Raw genomic sequence first — 20522 nt, forward strand, 5'->3', positions numbered from 1 at the left:
AGTTAATTTCCGGCCTGGCGGTTGGCCGCGCGCGGCTCGCCTGCCGAAGGAGCGACAGGGGCGGTTTCGGGTGGAGAGTCACCGGAATTGCCTAGCTTCCCGACGGTTGCGGGGCTGCCGTCCGACGCGCGGTTGCGGGGCTGGGCAGGTGCGCCCTGACGATCGTCCCGGCCATTTTTATCTTCAGCCGGCGCTTCCTGACCGGCGGCGAGCTGGCCGGTGATGACGCGCATCCCCGGTTTCAGGTCGCCGCCAGTGATCACGGTCCGAACCCCGTCGCTGGCGCCGACCGTGACCTGCACCGCCTTGGGCTTGCCGTCGTCTGCGACCACATAGACGGTCTGGCTGCTACCCGCGCCGAAGCTGACCTGTCGGTTGTTGTTGCCCCGGCGGAAACGGCGGCTGGGCACGATCTGGCTGGTGATGCCGCCACCCTGTCCGGCATTGGCGTTGGGCTTGAAACGCAGCGCGGCGTTGGGGACCAGCAGGACATCCCGCAACTGCTGGGTCACGATGTCGGCCGTGGCGGTCATGCCGGGGCGCAGGATCTGATCCTTGTTATCCACTGCCAGAACGGCGGTGTAGGCGACCACCGTCCCCGCCGTGCTGCTGGCGGAACTCGTGCCGCTGGAGGAGGTTGAGGACGCGCTGCCCGATGCGTTCGATCCGACATTGATCCGCGTTACCTGCGCGGGGAAGCTGCGGCCGGGGAAAGCGTCAACGTTGAAGGTGGCCGCCTGTCCGTCCTTTACCTGCCCGACATCGGCTTCATCGACCGACACTTCGACTTCCATCTGCGTCAGATCTTCCGCGATGGTGAAAAGGACGGGGGCGTTGAGCGACGCCGCGACGGTCTGGCCCGGTTCAATATCGCGGGACAGGACGACGCCGGTGACCGGTGAGACGATCTGCGCGATCGACAGGTTGGTCTGCGCCGTCGAAAGTTGCGCGCGCGACACGTCGACCTGGGCCTGCGCGGCGCGAAGGGAACCAAGCGCGGATTGATAATCGGCGCGGGCAGCGTCAATCTCCGTCTTCGCCGGGACCCGTCCACCCGAAAGGCGATAGACGTTGAGTTGCCGGTCCAATGTCGCCTTGGAAAGGGCGACCTGGGCCTGCGCCTGCGCGACGCTGGCCTGGGCGGCAGTGACCTGCGCCCGGTTCTGCGTCACGCTGTCGACCAGACGGCGCGTGTCCAGTTCCGCCAGTTTCTGGCCCTTCGTCACGCGGTCATTCACGTCGACATAGACGGCGGTGATCTTGCCGGACTGTTCAGAGCCTACATCGACCTGATTGATCGGCTTAAGGTTGCCGGTCGCGGACACGGTGACGGTCAGGTCCCCACGGCGCACTTCCCGCGTGGCGTAGTTGGGCTGATCGTCGCCGGAAAAGCATCGCGCCACGAGCAGGACAAGGACCAGCAGCGCAAGGCCGATGCCGCCCCGCACCACCCACTTGCGCCAGGGCTTTGCAGGCTTTGCTCCCAGGAAATCGTCAAGGTCCTGATCTTTGGTCACATCGTTGCTCATGCGGGCGAGTTTTCCATATTCTGCCAGCCGCCGCCCAACGCACTGTAAAGCTGGGCGATGGCGAGCGCTTCGTCACCTTGTGCGGCGGCGAGGCTGTTGCGCGCGTTCAAAAGAGTGGATTCGCTGGTCGAAAGCGTCTGGAAGTCGATAAGACCGGCTTCATACTGGCTGCGCGCCAGGATCGCGGCATTGTTGGACGCTTCGAATGCCGTGCCGAACTGCGCCTTGCGAGCGCGGGCGCTGTTCAGGGCAGCAACGGCGTTTTCGACATCCTCCAGAGCGATCAGCACATTCTGCTTATAGGCGGCGAACGCGCCTTCTGCGGCTGCGCGCTGGGATCGCACCTGCGACGCCAGGCGCCCCCCATCAAAGATCACCTGGGCGACATTGGCGAATATGCCGCCGGTGATGATGTCGAACAGGCTTTTGAAGGAGGCCGCGCTGGTGCCGATATTCCCACTGATGCCCAAGGCCGGGTAAAGCTGGGCCTGAGCGACGCCGATCCGCGCGGTGGCTGCGGCGAGGGCGCGCTCTGCCGACCGCACATCGGGACGCTGGCGCAGCGTGTCGGCGGGAATACCCGTGACGATAGCGATGGACGCGGCGGGAATGGGGCCGGGGCTTTCCAGCATCCGGGTCGCTTCGCCGGGCGCCTGGCCGGTCAGGACTGCGATGCGGTTCAGGCTGCCGCGCAGGCCGGCTTCAAGCTGTGGGATGGCCGCCCGTGTCTGCGCTAGCTGTGCGCGGGCCTGTTGTTCGTCGAGCGACGACACCAGCCCCGCCTGCAACCGCCATCCGGCGATGTCGAAATTGTCCTTTTGAATAGTCTCTGTCTCGCGGGCGATGCGCAATTGTTCCTGCGCCAGCCGGGCCTGGACATAGTTGGTGACCAGTTCGGCGATGATCGTCACGCGCACATTGGCAAGGTCATAGCCGGATGCGGCGAGGTCGGCGCGCGCGGCTTGCGAAGAGCGGGCGAGTTCGCCGAACAGATCGATCTGCCAGCTGGCGTTGGCGCCCAGCGTATAGCTGCTGCTCCAGCTGTCGGTGCCCCCGGAAATAACATTGCCATTGTCATCGACCCGCGTGCCGCCGCCACGGTTGGAATAGTTGCGGCCCGCATTGCCGGACGCGTTCACCTGCGGCAGGAAAGCGGCGTTTGTCTGACGCAGGGATTCCCGCGCCTGACGGAGACGAACCTGCGCCTGCACGATGTCCAGGTTGCTGGCGACCGCCCGGTCGATCAGCAGGTCGAGCGCGGGGTCGCCAAGCCGGGTCCACCAGTTCGCAAGAGCGGCTTCATCGATGAGTGCGTTATTCCCCTGAATATAGGTCGCTGGCACGCCCAGCGACGCGGGCCGGGGCGGCTTATAGTCGGGACCTGCCGCGCAGGCCGACAGCGTCAGCGCCGCTGTGGCAGTCCAGGCAAAGCGATATCGCACCTTTTCCTAGCACTCCGTCGTCGTTAAAGGGACCCGCAGACATTTGCGGGGGCAATGAGATCACGCATTCGGTAAGTGCCGAAATCGGCGTGACGCCTCAATGCCAATAATGTCGTAAAGTGTAACGGTCTTGAAAAGTGGCGCTTTTGTGGGCGTCCTTTGGTCAAAGGGTGGATGATGAGGGCATTTGTTTTTCCGGGGCAGGGCAGCCAGTCGGTGGGCATGGGCAAGGCGCTGGCCGAAGCGAGCCCAGCTGCGAAAGAACTGTTTCAAGAGGTCGATGACGCGCTGAACCAGCATTTGTTCCGCATCATGGTGGAAGGGCCGGACAGCGACCTGACGCTGACGGAGAACGCTCAGCCCGCGATCATGGCCAATGCACTGGCGACGTTGCGCGTGATGCAGAAGGAAGGCGGCTTTTCCCTTGGCGAGAAGGGCGATTTCGTCGCTGGCCACAGCCTTGGCGAATATAGCGCGCTATGTGGTGTCGAGGCGTTCGACATTGCGACGACGTCCAGGCTGCTGAAGCTGCGCGGGCAAGCGATGCAGGCCGCTGTTCCAGTGGGCGACGGGGCTATGGCGGCTCTGCTGGGCGCGGATATCGAAAAGGCGCAGGCGCTGGCCGACGCCGCCGCTCAAGGGGAAATATGCACCGTCGCCAACGACAATGATCCAAGCCAGGTCGTTATCTCCGGTCATCGCGGCGCCATCGAGCGCGCGGTCGCCCTGGTCAAGGATCATGGCATCAAGCGCGGCGTGCTGTTGCCGGTGTCCGCACCGTTCCACTGCCCGCTGATGCAGCCCGCCGCCGATGCGATGGCGCAGGCGCTCGCTGATGCAAAGATCAACACGCCGCTGCTGCCGGTTTACGCCAATGTGCTGGCCAGCGCGATTGCTGACCCGGACCAGATCCGCCTGCGGCTGGTGGAGCAGGTCACCGGCCGGGTGCGGTGGCGTGAATCGGTCGCCGCGATGTGGGACGCGGGCGTCACCGACTTTGTGGAGCTGGGGGGCAAGGTGCTGGGGCCGATGATCAAGCGCATTGCCCCGGACGCCAACGTGCGCAGCGTCGTGAGCATGGATGATGTCGAAGCCGCGCTGGCAGCTTTCTGAAGATATAAAAAGGATAATAGCTATGTTCGACCTGAAAGGCATGACCGCGCTGGTGACGGGCGCTTCGGGCGGGATTGGGTCCGCCATTGCAAAGGCGCTGGCGGCGCAGGGCGCCACGCTGGCGCTGTCGGGTAGCAATGAGGGCAAGCTCAAGGCCTTTGCCGCGGAACTGGGTGGCGATCACAAGACATTGGTCTGCAACCTTTCCGATCCCGCGTCGGTGGACGCGCTGATCGGGCAAGCGGTCGAGGCGCTGGGCGGCAAGATCGACATCCTTGTCAACAATGCCGGGATCACGCGCGATAATCTGATCCTGCGAATGAAGGACGATGAGTGGTCCGACGTGATCTCCGTCAATCTGGAAGCAGCGTTCCGCCTGATGCGCGCCGCCGCCAAGCCGATGATGAAGGCGCGCTTTGGCCGGATGATCTCCATCACGTCGGTCGTCGGTGTCACCGGCAATCCGGGCCAGGCCAATTATGCGGCGTCAAAGGCGGGCATTATCGGCATGTCGAAATCGCTGGGTCAGGAACTGGCGAGCCGGGGCATCACCGTGAACTGCGTCGCGCCCGGCTTCATCCGATCGGCCATGACCGACGAACTGAACGACACGCAGAAGGGCGCGATTCTGCAGAAAATACCCGCAGGCGACCTCGGTAATGGCGAAGATATCGGCGCTGCGGTCGTGTATCTTGCCAGCCGTGAAGCAGGCTATGTCACCGGCCAGACGCTGCATGTGAATGGCGGCATGGCGATGGTGTGACGGCATCGGGCGCGCGCGGTCGGTAACATGGCAGGGCGCGCTTGGCTATTTGCATCAACGCTTCATTGTGCCATCGGGATGATTGACAGGGGGCGGAAATCATCCTTTTCGATCATCTGTTGCCTCTTGCCTCGCACGGGGCTTGGCTCTAGGGCATGCCTTAACAATTATTCATAACCTCAACGATACCCAGTAAAAAGGACCACTCATGAGTGAGACCGCGGATCGCGTTAAGAAAATCGTCGTCGAACATCTGGGCGTCGAAGCCGAAAAGGTAACCGAGGACGCAAGCTTCATCGACGACCTGGGCGCAGACAGCCTGGACATCGTTGAACTGGTCATGGCGTTCGAGGAAGAGTTCGGCGTCGAGATTCCTGACGATGCGGCCGAAAAGATCGCCACCGTCAAGGATGCGATCGATTATATCGACAGCAAGCAGTAAGAGCGTTCAGCGGCTGGCCCCGACAGGTTCCGGCCGCAGCGTTTAAGAAAATGGCTCCCTCCTGTCCGGGAAACCGGACCTTGGGGAGCCTTTTTGTATCTGGACCGCCGTTCACAAGCGCTTCGCAAGCCGCTAAGGAACGGCGCAAGTTCATGTAGTTTTTCGGAGCAGATATATGCGTCGCGTCGTCGTAACCGGCCTTGGCATGGTGACCCCTCTGGGTGGAGATGTCGAAACCACGTGGAAGAACATCATCGCGTCCAAATCCGGCGCGGCGAGGATCGAGCGGTTCGACCCCACTGAATATAAGTGCCGCATCGCCTGCGAGGTGAAGCCCGCGGGGCACGAATATGGCTATGATCCGTCGCTGGACGTTGATCACAAGATCCAGCGGCAGGTCGATCCCTTCATCGTCTACGGCATCTCCGCCGCCAGCCAGGCGCTGCGCGACGCGGGTCTGGACAATATGAGCGAGGAAGAACGACTGCGCGCCGGTTGTTCGATCGGGTCGGGTATCGGCGGCCTGCCGGGCATCGAAAGCGAATCGCTGGTGCTCGCCAACAAGGGGCCAAGCCGGGTCAGCCCGCACTTTGTCCATGGCCGCCTGATCAACCTGATTTCGGGCCAGGTTTCGATCAAATATGGCCTGATGGGGCCGAATCACGCGGTCGTTACCGCCTGTTCGACCGGCGCGCATTCGATCGGCGACGCCGCGCGGATGATCGCGATGGACGATGCCGACGTGATGTTGGCGGGCGGCGCGGAAAGCGCAATCTGTCCCATCGGCATCGCTGGTTTCGCGCAGGCCCGTGCCCTGTCGACCGCCTTCAACGACACGCCGGAAAAGGCGAGTCGCCCATATGACGTCAATCGCGATGGCTTTGTCATGGGCGAAGGCGCGGGCGTCGTCGTTCTGGAAGAATATGAGCATGCCAAGAAGCGCGGCGCGAAAATCTATGCCGAAGTGATCGGCTATGGCCTGTCGGGCGATGCCTATCATGTCACGGCGCCGCATCCCGAAGGCAGCGGCGGTTATCGTTCGATGGAAATGGCGCTCAGGAAATCGGGCCTCAGCCTGTCCGACATCGACTATGTGAACGCGCATGGCACATCGACTCCGCTGGGCGACGAATTGGAACTGGGCGCGGTCAAGCGGCTGTTCGGGGACAATTTGTCGACCATGTCGATGAGCAGCACCAAGTCCGCGATCGGCCACTTGCTGGGCGGCGCTGGCGCTGTGGAAAGCATTTTCTGCATCCTGGCGATGCGTGACCAGATCGTCCCACCGACGCTGAACCTGGACGAGCCAAGCGAAAGCTGCGCGAATGTCGACCTGGTTCCTCATGTCGCCAAGGAGCGGAAGGTGCGCGCGGTGCTGAACAACAGCTTCGGCTTTGGCGGCACTAACGCATCCCTCATCATGAAGGCGATCTGAGGCCATTTTCATGCGGCGGCTTGGCTTTAGCATCTTGCTGGTCGGCCTGGCCGTCGCTGCCTTTGTCGCGTTCCGGTTCGTCTATGGCTGGACCGAAGCAGGCCCGGCGGCGGGCGACATCCATGTCGTCGTGCCCGAAGGAGCGTCGATCGCGGATGCGGCGGTGCTGCTGAAGCAGAATGGGGCGGTGCGCTCCGCCGACGCTTTCCTGACGCGAACCAAGGTTTTTGGGCGGGGCAAGTCGATCAAGGCGGGCGAGTTCCTGATTCCGAAGGGCGCGAGCAATTCGGATATTTTCTCGATTCTGCAAGGCGGCAAGACGCTGACCCGGCTCGTCACCATCCCGGAAGGCATGCCTTCGATCCTGGTTTATGAGCGGTTGATGGCCAATGAGCAGCTGACCGGGACGATCAAGGTGCCTGTCGAAGGAAGCGTGCTGCCCGACAGCTATGCTTTCGACAAGGGGGAGAGCAGGGCGGCAGTCCTGAAACGCATGCAGGACGCGATGAAGCGGACGCTGGCGAAGCTGTGGGCCGAACGCGCGCCGGACGCCGTGGTGAAGACCCCGCAAGAAGCCATCATCCTGGCCAGCATTGTCGAAAAGGAAACCGCCATAGCGAAGGAACGACCCACCGTCGCGGGCGTCTATGGCAACCGGTTGAAGGTAGGCATGATGCTGCAGGCCGACCCGACGATCATCTACCCGATCACCAAGGGAAAACCGCTAGGGCGTCGCATCAACAAGTCGGAAATTACCGCCGTCAACGATTACAACACCTATGCCATGACCGGCCTGCCCAAAGGGCCGATCGCCAATCCAGGCAAGCTGTCGATCCTCGCAGTTTTGCAACCTGCGGAAACCAAGGCGCTCTATTTCGTCGCGGACGGACAGGGCGGCCACATCTTCGCCGAGACGCTGGAGCAGCATAATCGGAATGTCCGAAAATGGTTCGACATCCGACGCGCGCGCGGGGAATTATAGGGCGTCGGTGGGCGCATCACGACCACTATATAAACGCCTGCTTCGAACAACTCCTAGCTTCTCACGCCTCGCCGGGATGCCGCTTTGGAGCGATCGCGTTCTACGACGCTGATGATCTTGCCATAGGCGCGGGCCAGGTTTTCGTGGTGCTGCCTTGTCAGGTCGCACGTCGCGCCTGCGGCGCTGAACTGTTCCATTCGCTGCTGAATCTGGAGATCCGTGATTTCGGGCATCAATATTTCCTGGGGGTAGCAGGAGGATGGCGAGAGACATGGGCTGCGGAGCGCTTGACCTCACCGGTGATGATTTTGTTGCTCAACAGCTTGCGGACCTTATCGGCTTCCCTGCCATCCAACAGCACCACGCGCGAACCACCGGATGCCAGGGGTTCGATTGTCGAAATGCGGAAATTGTGCGTGGCGCATAGCTTTTCGATCTCACCCACGCTGACGGACATGTTGATCGCCCTGCTCATGATGCGCGGCCCTCTCCGCCGAACGGATAAGGGGCGAATGCCGAACCGCCCTGTACAGAACCAGATCGATAGGGATGGCCATGCTCCCGAATCCGACGGGCATAGATGCCTGCGCGATAGCGGTGCGTGGCCCGCGTCGCGGTGCATGACGACGTCTGCTCCTTCAGCAGTTCGATCTGTTCATTTTTCAGCAGGTGGTTGAGATCTTCCATGGGCATACTCCAGCGGCAAGCGGGAGCGCGATGGTCTCTCTGTCAATGCGAAGGCTTGCGGGCTGGTTTCGCTCGATGAGACATGCTTAGCATGATCCCCTCAGCCTGTCGTAACAAATCGCAATGTGTTTCCTTGCCCGACGGTTGCTTGTCGCCTGACGGTCAGTGCATCATATATGCGCCTGGCCAAGCGGGAAAGCAGCGCCACTAGAAGGAGATTTCATGATGCTGGGACGTGCCGTACCTGATGTGACGCTGAAAACGCGCGTGCGGGATGAAAGTGTCGGTGGCCCCAATCCATTCCGCTGGCAGGACATCCAGACCGGAGAGCTGTTCAAGGGCAAGCGCGCCGTCGTCTTCTCCCTTCCCGGAGCATTCACCCCGACCTGCTCGACCGAACAATGCCCGGCCTTTGAGCGCTATTATGACGATTTCAAGGCGCTGGGCGTCGATGACGTCTACTGCATATCGGTCAACGATGCGTTCGTAATGTACCAGTGGGGCAAGCATCTGGGGATCACGAACGTCAAGCTGCTACCGGACGGGTCGGGCGATTTCACGCGCCGGATGGGCATGTTGATCAAGAAGAACCATCTGGGCTTTGGCGATCGCAGCTGGCGTTACGCGATGGTGGTCGACGATGGAAAAATCGTCGCCTGGTTCGAAGAGCCAGGGATTAACGATGTCGGTGAGGATGACGACCCATACGGCATGAGCAGCCCTGAACCGGTGCTGGAGTGGGTGAAGGCGCATCGGGCTGACTGAACGTCCGGCATCTGCGCCCATCATCGTGACGGCATTGATGGGCGCGCAGGATTTTGCTTGGGCAGACGGGCTTCGGCGGGCGCATTTTCCGCCCGATCGCAATGTCGTGCCCGCGCACATAACCTTGTTTCACCATCTGCCGCCGTCGATTCTACCGGAGCTGGCTGTACGGATCAGGGGGCTGTGCGCAGGTCCGGCTCCGGCCGCGACGCTGGCCAAAGTCATGCTGCTGGGACGGGGTGTCGCCTACCAGGTGGAAAGCGCCGATTTGCTCAGCATGCGCGACGAACTGGCGCAGGCTTTTGCAGGCTTGCTGACACCGCAGGACCTGGCACGGCCCCAACTGCACCTGACCGTGCAGAACAAGGTCGCGCCGGACGAAGCGCGCAAACTCGCGGCTGAATTGAGCGCCGGGTTTCGGCCGCGAAGCTTGCAGATCAGCGGGCTTGCGGCATGGCATTATCGCGGCGGACCGTGGGAACTGGCCATGAAGGCGAGTTTCCGGGGGTAGGCCGCGACGATACTTCTCAACTTCTCAGGCGAGGCCCACTTCCTTCAGCGGAACCGACGCGTCGGCAAGCTGGTCCTGATCGAGCAGCGCGCCTGACAGGACATGCGCGCGGCCCTGGACATAATCCTTCACCGCGTTGACGCAATCGAGCGCGATCACCTTGCCCGCTTTCAGATACAGCACGGAAAAGCTGCGGTTGGCAGGGTCGCCGCGCAGAATCGTGTGGTCATGGCCGATGGACAGGCCGACGGTCTGAAGCTTCAAGTCATATTGGTTCGACCAGAACCATGGCACGGCGTCATAGGCGTCTTCCTTGCCCATGATGTGGGCCACGGCGGTCTTTGCCTGGTCATTGGCGTTCTGCACCGATTCCAGCCGGATCTGAGCGCCGCGGGCAAAGCGGTTCGCGTGCGATGCGCAATCGCCCACGGCATAGATGTCGGGCAGGCTGGTGCGGCAATATTCGTCCACATCGACGCCGTTGCCGCCCGCTGCACCCGCCGCGATCAGCGGGCCGGTTTCGGGGATGATGCCGATGCCGACAATGACCATGTCGGTTTCGATCCGTTCACCATCCTGCATCAGCACGGCGGTAGCCTTGCCATCCGCCACTTCGATACAGTCCATCCGGGCGCCGGTGCGCAGGTCGACGCCATGGGCGCGATGTTCCGCTTCATAGAAACGCGACAGTTCTTCGCCCGCGACGCGAGCCAAAACGCGGTCCAACGCTTCCAGCAGCACGACCTTCTTGCCCAATTTGGTCAGGACGGCGGCAGCTTCCAGGCCGATATAGCCCCCGCCGATGACGGTCACATGTTCGATCTGGTCGAGTTTCGCCATCATCGCGTCGACATCGTCGCGGCGACGGACGGCGTGAACGTTGGATGCGTCGGCGCCATTGCAGGTCAGCATGCGCGGGCTGCCGCCGGTGCACCAGATCAGCTTGCCATAGCTGATCTGCTCGCCGCCAGCCGTCAGGGTGTGGGCCTGGGCATCGACGGTCTTGACCCGGTGGCCCAGCAGCATGTCGATGTTACGTTCGGGCCAGAAGCTCGCGGGACGGATCAGGATGCGGTCGAAACTCTTGTCGCCCGCAAAATATTCCTTCGACAAAGGAGGCCGTTCGTAAGGCGGGTCCTTTTCATCGCCGATCATCGCGACCGACCCTTCAAAGCCCAGCTGGCGAAGGGATATTGCCGCCTGTGCGCCGGCATGACCGGCACCCACGATCACAACATCATAATGGTTCATCGGCCCCCGATCCTCTCCAAGCGTGTCCCGCGCCGTCATTGGCGCGCTTTGCCGGGGCTGGCAAGGGCTGGCGGCGAAGATTGCCGCGTTGCCCCACGCTTCGCTGGTGGCGCGGCGCTGGCCAGATGTGGCATAGGGCGCGTCATAAAATAGGGGGACTCGCACACATGCCCACGCAGCAGGAATTGAGCGGACACAGCGCCGATGCTTCGCATGGGTCGCTTCCATCACTTGCGCTGGGGGCATTGGGCGTCGTGTTCGGCGACATCGGCACGTCGCCCCTCTATGCGCTGAAGGAAAGTTTTGTCGGGCATCATCCACTCGCGGTTGACCCGGCGCATATCTATGGTGTGCTGTCGCTGATCTTCTGGACCATGATGTCGGTCGTCACGGTCAAATATGTCTTCATCATCCTGCGGGCGGACAATGATGGCGAAGGCGGCAGCATGGCGTTGCTGGCGATGATCGGCCGCAGGTTGGGAGACACGCGCTGGACGCCCGCCATCATGGTTCTGGGGGTGCTGGCGACGTCATTATTCTATGGCGACGCCATCATCACCCCGGCCATTTCGGTGCTGTCCGCGGTTGAGGGGCTGACCGTGGTCGAAGCGGGGCTGACCCCGCTGGTGCTGCCGATCGCCATCGTTATCCTGATCGGGCTGTTCGTTATCCAGGGTTTCGGAACGGCCAGGGTCGGCGCGCTGTTCGGACCGGTCATGGCGGTATATTTCGTGACATTGGCCGTGTTGGGGATCGCCAATATCCTGCGTCACCCGGAAATTTTCCAGATCGTGAACCCGGCCTGGGCGCTGTATTTCTTTCAGATCGATCCAAAGCTGGCCTTTCTGGCGCTGGGCTCGGTCGTGCTGGCGGTCACGGGGGCAGAGGCGCTCTACGCCGATATGGGGCATTTCGGCCGTAAAGCGATCAGCATCGCCTGGCTTTACGCGGCATTGCCCTGCCTGATGCTCAACTATCTGGGGCAGGGGGCATTGCTGTTGGATAATCCGGCGGCGGCGCAGAACCCCTTCTTCCTGCTCGCCCCCGAATGGGCGCGCCTGCCGCTGGTCATATTGGCCACGATGGCGACCGTAATCGCGAGCCAGGCGGTCATTTCGGGTGCTTTTTCCGTGACGCGTCAAGCGGTTCAACTGGGCTTCCTGCCCCGGCTCCGCATCCTGCACACCAGCGCTTCGACGGCAGGGCAGATATATATTCCGCTGATCAACTGGGCGCTGCTGGCCTGCGTCATCATGCTGGTGCTGGGCTTTGGCAGTTCGAGCGACCTTGCGGCGGCCTATGGCATCGCGGTGACGGGCACGATGGTCATCACAACATGCATGCTGGGCGTGCTGACATTCAGCGTGTGGCGCTGGAATCCGCTGATCGCAGGAGCCGTGACCGGGCTGTTCCTGATCATCGACGGCGCCTATTTCCTGTCCAACGCGACGAAGATACCGGACGGCGGCTGGTTCCCGCTGATGGTCGCTGCGATATCGTTCCTGGTGCTGACGACATGGGCCACCGGGCGGCGGATCATGCGTAATTCCCTGCGCGAAGACGCCATGGACCTGGACCTGTTCATTCGGTCGGCGGGGTCATCGCTCAAGCGTGTGCCGGGCACGGCGATCTTTCTGTCCGCGTCGGGCGAAGGCGTGCCGCCCGCCATGCTCCACAATGTAAAGCACAACCGCATCCTGCATGAACGCAACATCATCCTGACCGTGCGCACCGAAGAGGTCCCACACCTGCCGTTCGACGGACGGACCGAAGCGCAGGATTACGGCCAGGGCTTCTTCCGCCTGGTGCTGCGTCATGGCTTCATGGAAAATGTCGATGTGCCCGCCGCCATGAAAACGGTGCGCGATTGTGGAGGACCGATCGGCGTCGCGGACACCAGTTATTTTCTGAGCCGCGAGACTTTGGTGCCTTCATCCCGACCCGGCATGGCGATCTGGCGCGAGCGACTGTTCGCATGGATGGTACGCAATGCGGAAAGCCCGATGGCATTTTTCAAGCTGCCGACCAACAGGGTGGTTGAGCTGGGATCGCAACTGGAAATCTGATCGGGAACGCCATCGCCTCGGCAGTGGCGCTTTCAGCCTCGGTGCGGGGAACGCGGGGTGGCTGGCTTCCTGCTGCTGATACTCCCAGGGTAGGAACGAAACCGGCTCCGGCCGATTGTTTCTCTTGCAAATGGATTTGGAGGCAAAGTCATGTCTTGGGTAGGCCTTACGACGCTCATCGTGCTTCTTGCAGCGGCACTGTTTGGTGCGGTGCTTTACGCTGGGCATAGAGGGAAACTGGACCGCCGCGCCACATTGATCCTTGGGTTGGTCATATTGGCAGGGGCGTCGGTCGTCCTGCTATACCCATCCGTCCTGACGCTGACCCACGAGGAAAGCGCACAGCCGCGCTGAAGCAAGCGCGCTAATAAACCCGGAGAGAAAGGCGTGCCTTTGATGGCCCGGTGATCCGCCTCGGGTCCATCCCAACAACGCTTACGCCGATACATTTGACCAGGCAGCCTTCAAATGCAGAGCGTTGCCGATTGATCACGTCAGATCGTTCTGAGCGAGAACCTTAGTTGTTTCCTAAATCTTTCAGTTCCCGCGACCTGTCGGCGGTCATTGACCGCAGGCACTCAGCGGCCTGGATCTGGCGCAGCGATCCCTCGCGCATGCCATAGAAGCGGCAATTGGCATCGCGGTACTGAATCCACAGCCGCTGCGCCTGACGGAGCGGATCGCGCTGTTGGAGATCGACCTGCCGCAATGCGGCTGAATAGTTGGCATTCAGGCTGGCATCCCACGCGGCGGTCTTGCGGGTGAGACATTCCACGGTGGCAATCGAACTGTCACCAGCGCAGCCCCGATATTCCGCGTCGTACATTTCAGCGCTCGCAGACCGTGGCATCGCCAGGCAACCCAGGATTACAAGGAAGGCAAGTGTTGGCCGGTGTTCCATCAACGCTGCGCTCGCGCCCTTGCCCGCTCCTGGGCGGATGCGTTCATGGGCGCGCTTCTCGTCGGTTTCGACACTGCGGTCGGAGCAGCGGTTGAAGGTTTCGAACTGATTCTGCCCGCCGGAGCGCCCGCCACCGCTCCGGCTACAGCAGCACTTCCTTTTTGGGTTGCTGAAGGTCTCGATGAGGCGTTCGAACGATTGACGATGCTGGATGGTGGGTTCAGCGAGGTTGGCCGCTGCCCATCTCTGACGCGGGCGCGCGGCGTGTCTCCGCGAGTATGTGCTGGGTAGCTGCGCGCGTCGGATCTCTCGTTGCGTCCGGCCACCCCGGACATCAACGATTCAATGCCAAGGCATGACCCAGGCTCGATCGGATTTGGAATGCAGTCTCCTGATAGCTGCCCTGAGGCAGCGGAGGCATTGCCCATCAACAGTCCAATAGCGCAAACGGCAGAAGCGCGGGCAGAGATTGGAAAGAACATTTCCTATCCTCTCAGCTTTAGGTGACGCACCGGCGGTGGGTAAAACCATCGATCTCTCCGGCTGAGAAATCATAGCCCTAATCCCCTGTTAAAACGAGTGGCAATAATGGGCTGTTCGCTTGCGGCGGGAATATTTGCGAGAGCTTAAGGCACCGGCGACGTCGCCAAAGGACAGCGCGGGCATGGTGGGCGCCATGATAAGGTGCTGAAAAATCCAGTTGTATCTTGCGTCCGGCGAGCACGTTATGCCCCCTCGAAATGCAAATTTCTGGATAGATATCCTACCGTATGGTAGCGGAGGAGGGACTTGAACCCCCGACACGCGGATTATGATTCCGCTGCTCTAACCAGCTGAGCTACTCCGCCCCAAGGGCTGCGCCGGGCTGTGCAGCCCTGCGGTGAGGGCGCGCTATAAGCAGGGTGATGGGCCTGGTCAACGGGGTTTGATACGCCGCCGCAGATTCTGTCGCCCTGCGCACAGTGTGGCAAATCGGCGGGTCGCCGCGATATTTTTGGCATGGTTTGGGAAGGGCGCGCATTTTAGCGCTTGCAATCGCGCCTTTGCATTGCACTAATGTTGCAATGCACAACCGGCGGTCACCGCCGAGGGAGGATCGACACTTTGCCCTTCCACGAAATGTTTGAACCGGACGGTTCGTTGCGCCCCGGTTATGGGGAAGTGCAGAGCTGGGTGGAACGGACAGGCATCGCCGGGCTCAATCGCCGGATGGACGAGGCAGAGGCGATCTTTCGCCGCATCGGCATCACTTTCGCGGTTTATGGGGAAGGGGGCGACCCGGAACGGTTGATCCCCTTCGACCTGTTGCCGCGCATCTTCACGGCGCAGGAATGGCGCGTGCTGGATCGTGGCATTCGGCAACGGACACGGGCGCTCAACGCCTTTCTGCACGATGTTTATCATCGCGGTGAAATCGTGAAGGCCGGGATCATGCCCGCCGACATCATCTACCAGAACAGCGCCTACCTGGCGGAAATGGCGGGCTTCACGCCGCCGGGCAAGGTGTACAGCCACATCGTCGGGATCGACATCGTACGCACTGGCCCTGCCCGGTTCGAAGTGCTGGAGGACAACTGCCGCACCCCGTCGGGCGTGTCCTACATGCTGGAAAATCGGGAAATCATGACGCGCATGTTCCCGGAACTCTTTGCTCAGGGGATTGTGGCGCCGGTCGATGATTACCCCGCCGAATTGCTCAAAAGCCTGAAGGAAGTAGCGCCACCCGCGTGCAAGGGCGATCCGGTTGTCGTCCTGCTGACCCCCGGCGCGCTCAACAGCGCTTATTATGAACATAGCTTCCTGGCTGACCTGATGGGTATTGAACTGGTCGAACCCGCGGACCTGTTTGTGGATCAGGACCGGGTGTGGATGAAGACCACGCTGGGGCCCAAGCAGGTGGACGTCATCTATCGCCGGATCGACGATGAATATCTCGATCCGCTGGTTTTCCGGCCCGACAGCATGCTCGGCATTCCGGGTATTTTCAACGTTTACCGCAATGGTGGCGTCACGCTGGCATCCGCGCCGGGATCAGGCATCGCGGATGACAAGGCGGTTTACATCTATGTGCCAGAGATGATCCGTTTCTACCTGGGGGAGCAGCCCATCCTGGAAAACATCCAGACCTGGCAATGTTCGAAGCCTGACGAGTGCAGCTATGTACTGGAACATCTGCACGAACTGGTCGCGAAGGAGGTTCATGGATCGGGCGGCTATGGCATGTTGATCGGTCCCAAGGCGACACGGGATGAAATCGCCGCCTATGCCGATCGCATCCGGGGCAATCCTGGCGGCTTCATCGCCCAACCGACGTTGGACCTGTCGATGGTCCCGACGCTGGGGCCGGCTTCAGTGGTCGGGCGGCACGCCGATTTTCGACCCTATTGCCTGGTCGGGAAACAGATCCGGCTGGTGCCTGGCGGGCTGACGCGTGTGGCGCTGACCGAAGGATCGCTGGTGGTCAATTCCAGCCAGGGGGGCGGGGTCAAGGACACATGGGTGTTGCAGGATTGATGGAGATGACAGCCGCGCCACATTTTGCACTGCCTGTCGGAACGGTAAATATTCGCCCGAAAGCTCGGCCATGCTGAGCCGGACCGCCGAAAACCTGTTCTGGATGGCGCGCTATATGGAACGTGCCGAAGCCACCGCCCGCTTGTTGACCATGGGGCAGCGCATGGCGATCCTGCCCGGCGCGCATCACCGGGACGAATGGCGGTCGGTCGTGCGCGCCACGGGCAATGGCGCTGCCTTTCCCGAAGGCCCGCAAGTGACCGAAAGCGACGCGGTGTCCTATCTGATGCTGGATCTGGACAACCCCAGCTCCATCCGTTCCTGCCTGTTGAAGGCGCGGGCTAATGGCAAATCGGCCCGGACCATGCTGACGCAGGATATGTGGGAGGCGCTGAACGAAGGGTGGCGCAAGCTCGACAGCTATGATGTGGGAGAGGCGCGGCGGCAGCTGCCCACCCTGATCGATTGGGTCAAGACGCGGGTCATGACATTCCGGGGCGCCGCGCATTCGGGGCAGTTGCGCAATGAAGGCCATGATTTTCTGCGGGTCGGTTCGGCGCTGGAGCGGGCGCAGATGACCTTGCGGCTGCTGGACGTGAAATATTATGTGCTGCTCCCTGAAACCGAAGTGATCGGGGGTAATCGCGACCATTATCAATGGACGTCGGTGCTGCACGCTTTGTCGGGGTCGCGGGCCTATCATCACGTCTATGGCGGAACTTACACCCCCTGGCGGATCACCGATTTCCTGATGCTCAATCGCATGTTTCCGCGCAGCGTCGCCTATTGCTACGACCAGATGGCCTACCGGTTGAACCGGTTGGCAGGGTGGCATGACAGCCGCGGTCCCTGTCATGACACGGTGCGGCAGATGGTGGCCGACCTCGAACAGTCGGACAGCGGAGAGATTTTCCGGGTCGGACTGCATGAAACCGTGCAAAGCGGGCTGGAGATGACCGACCGACTGGGCGGCGAAATTGCCCAGACCTACCATTTTGGATGAAGGGGGCAGGCGGGGCATGAAACTGATTGTCCGCCATCAGACGGTCTATCACTATCAGGCATCGGCGGGGCGCGCCGCGATGCGCCTGAAACTGATGCCGATCGATACCGCCATGCAACAGGTGCTGGAATGGCAGGTCAGCGTGAATGGCGAACCTGTGGACGGTTTCCACCGCAACAGCTTTGGAGAGATGGAGGCCATCTGGATTCGCAACGAGCGGCTGGACAGTGCGGTGATCGTGGCGGAGGGTCTTGTGGAAACACAGGACAGAAACGGCGTGCTGGGGCCTCAGCAAGGCTGCCTGCGCCCCGATTATTTCCTGCGCGAAACGCCCCTGACCCGCATGTCGGATGCGATCAGGGACATGGCTCTGTCATTGCCCGGCGATGCAGGAATATTGAACCGCCTGCATGATTTGAGCGCTGCCGTGGGCAACGCGGTCGCCTATCGCAGCGGTGCCACAACGTCCAGGACCACGGCGGCAGAGGCGTTCGCGCTCGGTGCGGGTGTCTGCCAGGATCATGCGCAGATATTCATCGCGGGCGCGCGTGCCATGGGGGTGCCCGCGCGTTACGTGACTGGGTATCTGCTGGCGCAGGAGGGCATGGCCCTGCACGAAACCCACGGCTGGGTGGAAGCATGGATCGCCGACCTTGGCTGGGTGGGGTTCGACCCGTCCAACCATGTGTGCGTGACGGAACATTATCTGCGGCTTGCGTCCGGCCTGGATGCGGAAGATGCGGCTCCCATCCGCGGTTCTGTGACGGTGGCGGGCGATATCTGGATTGACGCGGACGTTCGTATCGCGCAGGCGGAGGATGGGTTGGAGGATCGGCAGTTGCAGCGGCAGCAACAACAATGTGCCCAGCCATCCATCCCGCTGAGTATCTAAGGTTGGATAGGAGCCCGATGGGCGATGACCTATTGTGTGGCGGTTCGCGTGGATCAGGGTCTGGTCATGCTGTCCGACACCCGCACCAATGCGGGCATGGACAATATCGCGCGTTTTCGGAAGAGCTTTACCTATAGCGTCGCGGGCGAACGCGCGATCACGCTGATGTGTTCGGGCAATCTGTCGATCACCCAGGGGGTGAAGGCGATGCTGGGCAGGGCGATCAAGGATTCGCAGCGTGATCCAGAGATTGAAAGCATCCTGAATTGCGCGACCATGCACCGTGTGGCCCAACTGGTTGGCGACGCGATGTGCGAGATGCAGCATCATTATCGCAGCACCATCGAAATGCAGGGGTCGGGGGCGGATGCGTCCATCCTGGTCGCGGGGCAGCGGCGGGGCGGCAAACAGCGCCTCTACCTCATCTATTCAGCGGGCAACTTCATCGAAGCCACGGAAGACACGCCGTTCTTTCAGATCGGCGAACATAAATATGGCAAGCCGATCCTGGACCGCATTGTCCGTCGCGAAACGACGTTGGAAGACGCAACGAAAGCGGTCCTTGTCTCGATGGATTCGACCCTGCGTTCCAACCTGTCCGTCGGCATGCCGCTGGACCTGACCGTTATCGAACGCGATCAGTTCGATTTCCGGGTCCGCACCCGGATCGAGGCGGATAACGAAGAATTCCAGCTACTCTCGCTCGGCTGGTCGGCGGCGCTGCGCAAGGGTTTTGAGGACCTGCCCAACGTGCTGGGCTGATCGGCTATAATGGTCGAGGCGATGGCCTTGGCCAACGGCGCGGAGTGGCTGAGCTTCACGGCGATCAAGCAAATGCATCAGACGGTTGGGCTTGCGTGTCCGCCGTTGCAGCCTATTTCATCGCGACGAACGAATCTGAACGCCGGGGACATTTGATGACCGCAAGCCATTCCACTCGCATGCTGATCCTGGGATCGGGACCTGCGGGCCTTTCCGCCGCCATTTACGGCGCGCGTGCTGGCCTCGCTCCCATCGTCGTGCAGGGCATGCAACCGGGTGGGCAGCTGACCATCACCACAGATGTGGAAAATTATCCCGGCTTTCGCGACGTCATCCAGGGCCCCTGGCTGATGGAGCAGATGCAGGCGCAGGCCGAACATGTCGGCGCAAAGATGATGTACGACCAGATCGTCGATGTTGACCTGTCCGAACGTCCCTTCCGGCTTAAGGGTGACGGCGGCGCGGTCTACTATGCCGACAGTCTGGTGATTTCGACCGGCGCGCAGGCGAAATGGCTGGGCGCTGAGGGCGAGCAGCTGTTGCAGGGCAAGGGCGTGTCAGCCTGCGCCACCTGCGATGGGTTCTTCTATCGCGGCAAGAAAGTGGTCGTGATCGGCGGCGGCAATACCGCTGTCGAAGAAGCGCTTTACCTCACCAATCACAGCCATGACGTGACCCTGATCCACCGCCGTGATTCGCTGCGCGCGGAGAAGATTCTGCAGCAGCGGCTTTTCGCTCACCCGAACATCAAGGTGCTGTGGAACCAGAAGATCGAGCGTTTCGTCGGTGGTGGCAACCCTGAAGGACTGGTCGGCGTCGACCTGATCGATACGGTGACCGGCAAGGCGTCCCATATTGAGACAGATGGCGCGTTCGTGGCGATCGGCCACCAGCCCGCAACGGAATTGTTCGCGGGCAAGCTCCCGATGGACGATGGCTATCTGCTGGTGGATCCGGGAACGACCCGCACCAATATCCCCGGCGTCTTTGCGGCGGGCGACGTCACCGACAAAATCTACCGCCAGGCGGTGACGGCGGCGGGCATGGGCTGCATGGCGGCGCTGGACGTGGAAAAATTCCTGGCCGAAGCCGATTTTGAAGCGATGGCGGCGGAATAAGCTGGTCAGTCGGCTGGGTCGAACTGCGCGAGAGCGGCAGTTCCGACCCGGCGATTATTGCGCCAGCTTTGCCTTGGCAAAGGCAAGCAGCGTGCCGAATGTTTCGAATGTTTCGCCGTCAATATCGTCATCCTCGATCAGGATGCCAAGGCGATCTTCCATTTCCGTGAGCAGGCTTGCGACGGCCATGGAGTCCAGTTCGGGAAGGGCGCCGAAGAGCGCCGTGCCGCAGTCAAAGGCGTCGACGCGATCCTGTGACAGTGCAAGCACGTCACGCAGAAGGTCCCGCACCACCGTTTCGATATCGCTTGTCCGGTCGACCGGCATTGTTTGTCCCGCCCGCATG

The 20522-nt window shown here is 61.6% G+C and carries 22 protein-coding genes and 1 tRNA gene; 14 read left to right on the forward strand and 9 right to left on the reverse strand.

Translation table 11 applies throughout. The annotated features are described in order from the left end of the window. Positions 1-2 precede the first annotated feature (2 nt). Together ACI3KQ_RS06515 and ACI3KQ_RS06520 are read right to left on the reverse strand one after the other, a co-directional pair. Entirely contained in the window at positions 3-1529 is a 1527-nt protein-coding gene (locus tag ACI3KQ_RS06515) for an efflux RND transporter periplasmic adaptor subunit (protein ID WP_404955929.1), read from the reverse strand. Continuing rightward, complete coding sequence (locus ACI3KQ_RS06520) at positions 1526-2971, reverse strand: efflux transporter outer membrane subunit (protein WP_404955930.1); 1446 nt, start codon at positions 2969-2971, stop codon at positions 1526-1528. The genes ACI3KQ_RS06515 and ACI3KQ_RS06520 overlap by 4 nt, the downstream gene beginning before the upstream one ends. Positions 2972-3148: 177 nt before the next feature. On the opposite strand from ACI3KQ_RS06520, the gene fabD reads away from it, so the two are divergent. The 5 genes from fabD (at position 3149) to mltG (ending at position 7706) form a co-directional block, all read left to right on the forward strand. Continuing rightward, on the forward strand, positions 3149-4084 hold the full coding sequence (gene fabD, locus ACI3KQ_RS06525; RefSeq protein WP_404955932.1) for an ACP S-malonyltransferase: 936 nt from the start codon (positions 3149-3151) through the stop codon (positions 4082-4084). Positions 4085-4106: 22 nt separating this feature from the next. Beyond that, positions 4107-4847: a 3-oxoacyl-[acyl-carrier-protein] reductase gene (gene fabG, locus ACI3KQ_RS06530; RefSeq protein ID WP_404955934.1), complete on the forward strand. Its 741-nt coding sequence runs from the start codon at positions 4107-4109 to the stop codon at positions 4845-4847. Positions 4848-5055: 208 nt separating this feature from the next. Next, positions 5056-5289 carry an acyl carrier protein gene (locus ACI3KQ_RS06535; protein WP_007689016.1) on the forward strand — a complete coding sequence of 78 codons (234 nt, stop codon included), beginning with the start codon at positions 5056-5058 and terminating at the stop codon, positions 5287-5289. Between the two features lie 175 nt (positions 5290-5464). Then, positions 5465-6724, forward strand: a complete 1260-nt coding sequence (gene fabF / locus ACI3KQ_RS06540) for a beta-ketoacyl-ACP synthase II (RefSeq protein WP_404955937.1) — start codon at positions 5465-5467, stop codon at positions 6722-6724. A gap of 10 nt (positions 6725-6734) precedes the next feature. Beyond that, positions 6735-7706: an endolytic transglycosylase MltG gene (gene mltG, locus ACI3KQ_RS06545; RefSeq protein ID WP_404955939.1), complete on the forward strand. Its 972-nt coding sequence runs from the start codon at positions 6735-6737 to the stop codon at positions 7704-7706. 53 nt (positions 7707-7759) lie between these two features. On the opposite strand, the gene ACI3KQ_RS06550 is transcribed toward mltG, so the two are convergent. Genes ACI3KQ_RS06550 through ACI3KQ_RS06560 form a run of 3 tightly spaced genes read right to left on the reverse strand, consistent with a single transcriptional unit; the run spans position 7760 to position 8393 of the window. Further along, positions 7760-7939, reverse strand: a complete 180-nt coding sequence (locus ACI3KQ_RS06550; RefSeq protein ID WP_404955941.1) for a hypothetical protein — start codon at positions 7937-7939, stop codon at positions 7760-7762. Then, a complete protein-coding gene (locus ACI3KQ_RS06555) occupies positions 7939-8181 on the reverse strand; it encodes a hypothetical protein (RefSeq protein WP_404955943.1) in 243 nt (80 codons plus the stop codon). Before ACI3KQ_RS06555 ends, ACI3KQ_RS06550 begins: the two co-directional genes overlap by 1 nt. After that, the gene (locus ACI3KQ_RS06560; RefSeq protein ID WP_404955945.1) at positions 8178-8393 is read right to left on the reverse strand and encodes a hypothetical protein; all 216 of its coding nucleotides are present in this window, start codon (positions 8391-8393) and stop codon (positions 8178-8180) included. The genes ACI3KQ_RS06555 and ACI3KQ_RS06560 overlap by 4 nt, the downstream gene beginning before the upstream one ends. A 225-nt stretch (positions 8394-8618) precedes the next feature. Here ACI3KQ_RS06560 and ACI3KQ_RS06565 point away from each other — a divergent pair, with 225 nt between their 5' ends. Further along, the gene (locus ACI3KQ_RS06565) at positions 8619-9158 is read left to right on the forward strand and encodes a peroxiredoxin (RefSeq protein WP_404956181.1); all 540 of its coding nucleotides are present in this window, start codon (positions 8619-8621) and stop codon (positions 9156-9158) included. Between the two features lie 37 nt (positions 9159-9195). Then, positions 9196-9669, forward strand: a complete 474-nt coding sequence (locus tag ACI3KQ_RS06570) for a 2'-5' RNA ligase family protein (RefSeq protein WP_404956183.1) — start codon at positions 9196-9198, stop codon at positions 9667-9669. A 24-nt stretch (positions 9670-9693) separates the two neighbouring features. Here the strand turns inward: ACI3KQ_RS06570 and ACI3KQ_RS06575 are convergent, their stop codons facing one another. Beyond that, positions 9694-10920, reverse strand: coding sequence for an NAD(P)/FAD-dependent oxidoreductase (locus tag ACI3KQ_RS06575; protein ID WP_404956184.1), 1227 nt, complete (start codon positions 10918-10920; stop codon positions 9694-9696). Positions 10921-11087: 167 nt separating this feature from the next. On the opposite strand from ACI3KQ_RS06575, the gene ACI3KQ_RS06580 reads away from it, so the two are divergent. Then, entirely contained in the window at positions 11088-12986 is a 1899-nt protein-coding gene (locus tag ACI3KQ_RS06580) for a potassium transporter Kup (RefSeq protein WP_404955946.1), read from the forward strand. A 150-nt stretch (positions 12987-13136) separates the two neighbouring features. After that, the gene (locus ACI3KQ_RS06585) at positions 13137-13340 is read left to right on the forward strand and encodes a hypothetical protein (RefSeq protein ID WP_404955948.1); all 204 of its coding nucleotides are present in this window, start codon (positions 13137-13139) and stop codon (positions 13338-13340) included. 163 nt (positions 13341-13503) lie between these two features. Here the strand turns inward: ACI3KQ_RS06585 and ACI3KQ_RS06590 are convergent, their stop codons facing one another. After that, complete coding sequence (locus ACI3KQ_RS06590) at positions 13504-13836, reverse strand: lysozyme inhibitor LprI family protein (protein ID WP_404955950.1); 333 nt, start codon at positions 13834-13836, stop codon at positions 13504-13506. 822 nt (positions 13837-14658) lie between these two features. Beyond that, a tRNA-Met gene (locus tag ACI3KQ_RS06595) sits at positions 14659-14735 on the reverse strand. 256 nt (positions 14736-14991) lie between these two features. Here ACI3KQ_RS06595 and ACI3KQ_RS06600 point away from each other — a divergent pair. The 5 genes from ACI3KQ_RS06600 (at position 14992) to trxB (ending at position 20176) form a co-directional block, all read left to right on the forward strand. Further along, a complete protein-coding gene (locus ACI3KQ_RS06600; protein ID WP_404955952.1) occupies positions 14992-16401 on the forward strand; it encodes a circularly permuted type 2 ATP-grasp protein in 1410 nt (469 codons plus the stop codon). 70 nt (positions 16402-16471) lie between these two features. Beyond that, positions 16472-17404, forward strand: coding sequence for an alpha-E domain-containing protein (locus ACI3KQ_RS06605; protein ID WP_404955953.1), 933 nt, complete (start codon positions 16472-16474; stop codon positions 17402-17404). A 16-nt stretch (positions 17405-17420) separates the two neighbouring features. Continuing rightward, positions 17421-18296 carry a transglutaminase domain-containing protein gene (locus ACI3KQ_RS06610; protein ID WP_404955955.1) on the forward strand — a complete coding sequence of 292 codons (876 nt, stop codon included), beginning with the start codon at positions 17421-17423 and terminating at the stop codon, positions 18294-18296. Positions 18297-18320: 24 nt separating this feature from the next. Continuing rightward, positions 18321-19058: a peptidase gene (locus tag ACI3KQ_RS06615; RefSeq protein ID WP_404955956.1), complete on the forward strand. Its 738-nt coding sequence runs from the start codon at positions 18321-18323 to the stop codon at positions 19056-19058. Between the two features lie 155 nt (positions 19059-19213). Further along, positions 19214-20176, forward strand: a complete 963-nt coding sequence (gene trxB / locus ACI3KQ_RS06620; protein WP_404955958.1) for a thioredoxin-disulfide reductase — start codon at positions 19214-19216, stop codon at positions 20174-20176. A 54-nt stretch (positions 20177-20230) separates the two neighbouring features. On the opposite strand, the gene ACI3KQ_RS06625 is transcribed toward trxB, so the two are convergent. Next, a complete protein-coding gene (locus ACI3KQ_RS06625; protein ID WP_404955960.1) occupies positions 20231-20521 on the reverse strand; it encodes an acyl carrier protein in 291 nt (96 codons plus the stop codon). Position 20522: the final 1 nt, after the last annotated feature.

This window comes from Sphingobium sp. ZW T5_29, assembly GCF_044987515.1.
Taxonomy (GTDB): domain Bacteria; phylum Pseudomonadota; class Alphaproteobacteria; order Sphingomonadales; family Sphingomonadaceae; genus Sphingobium.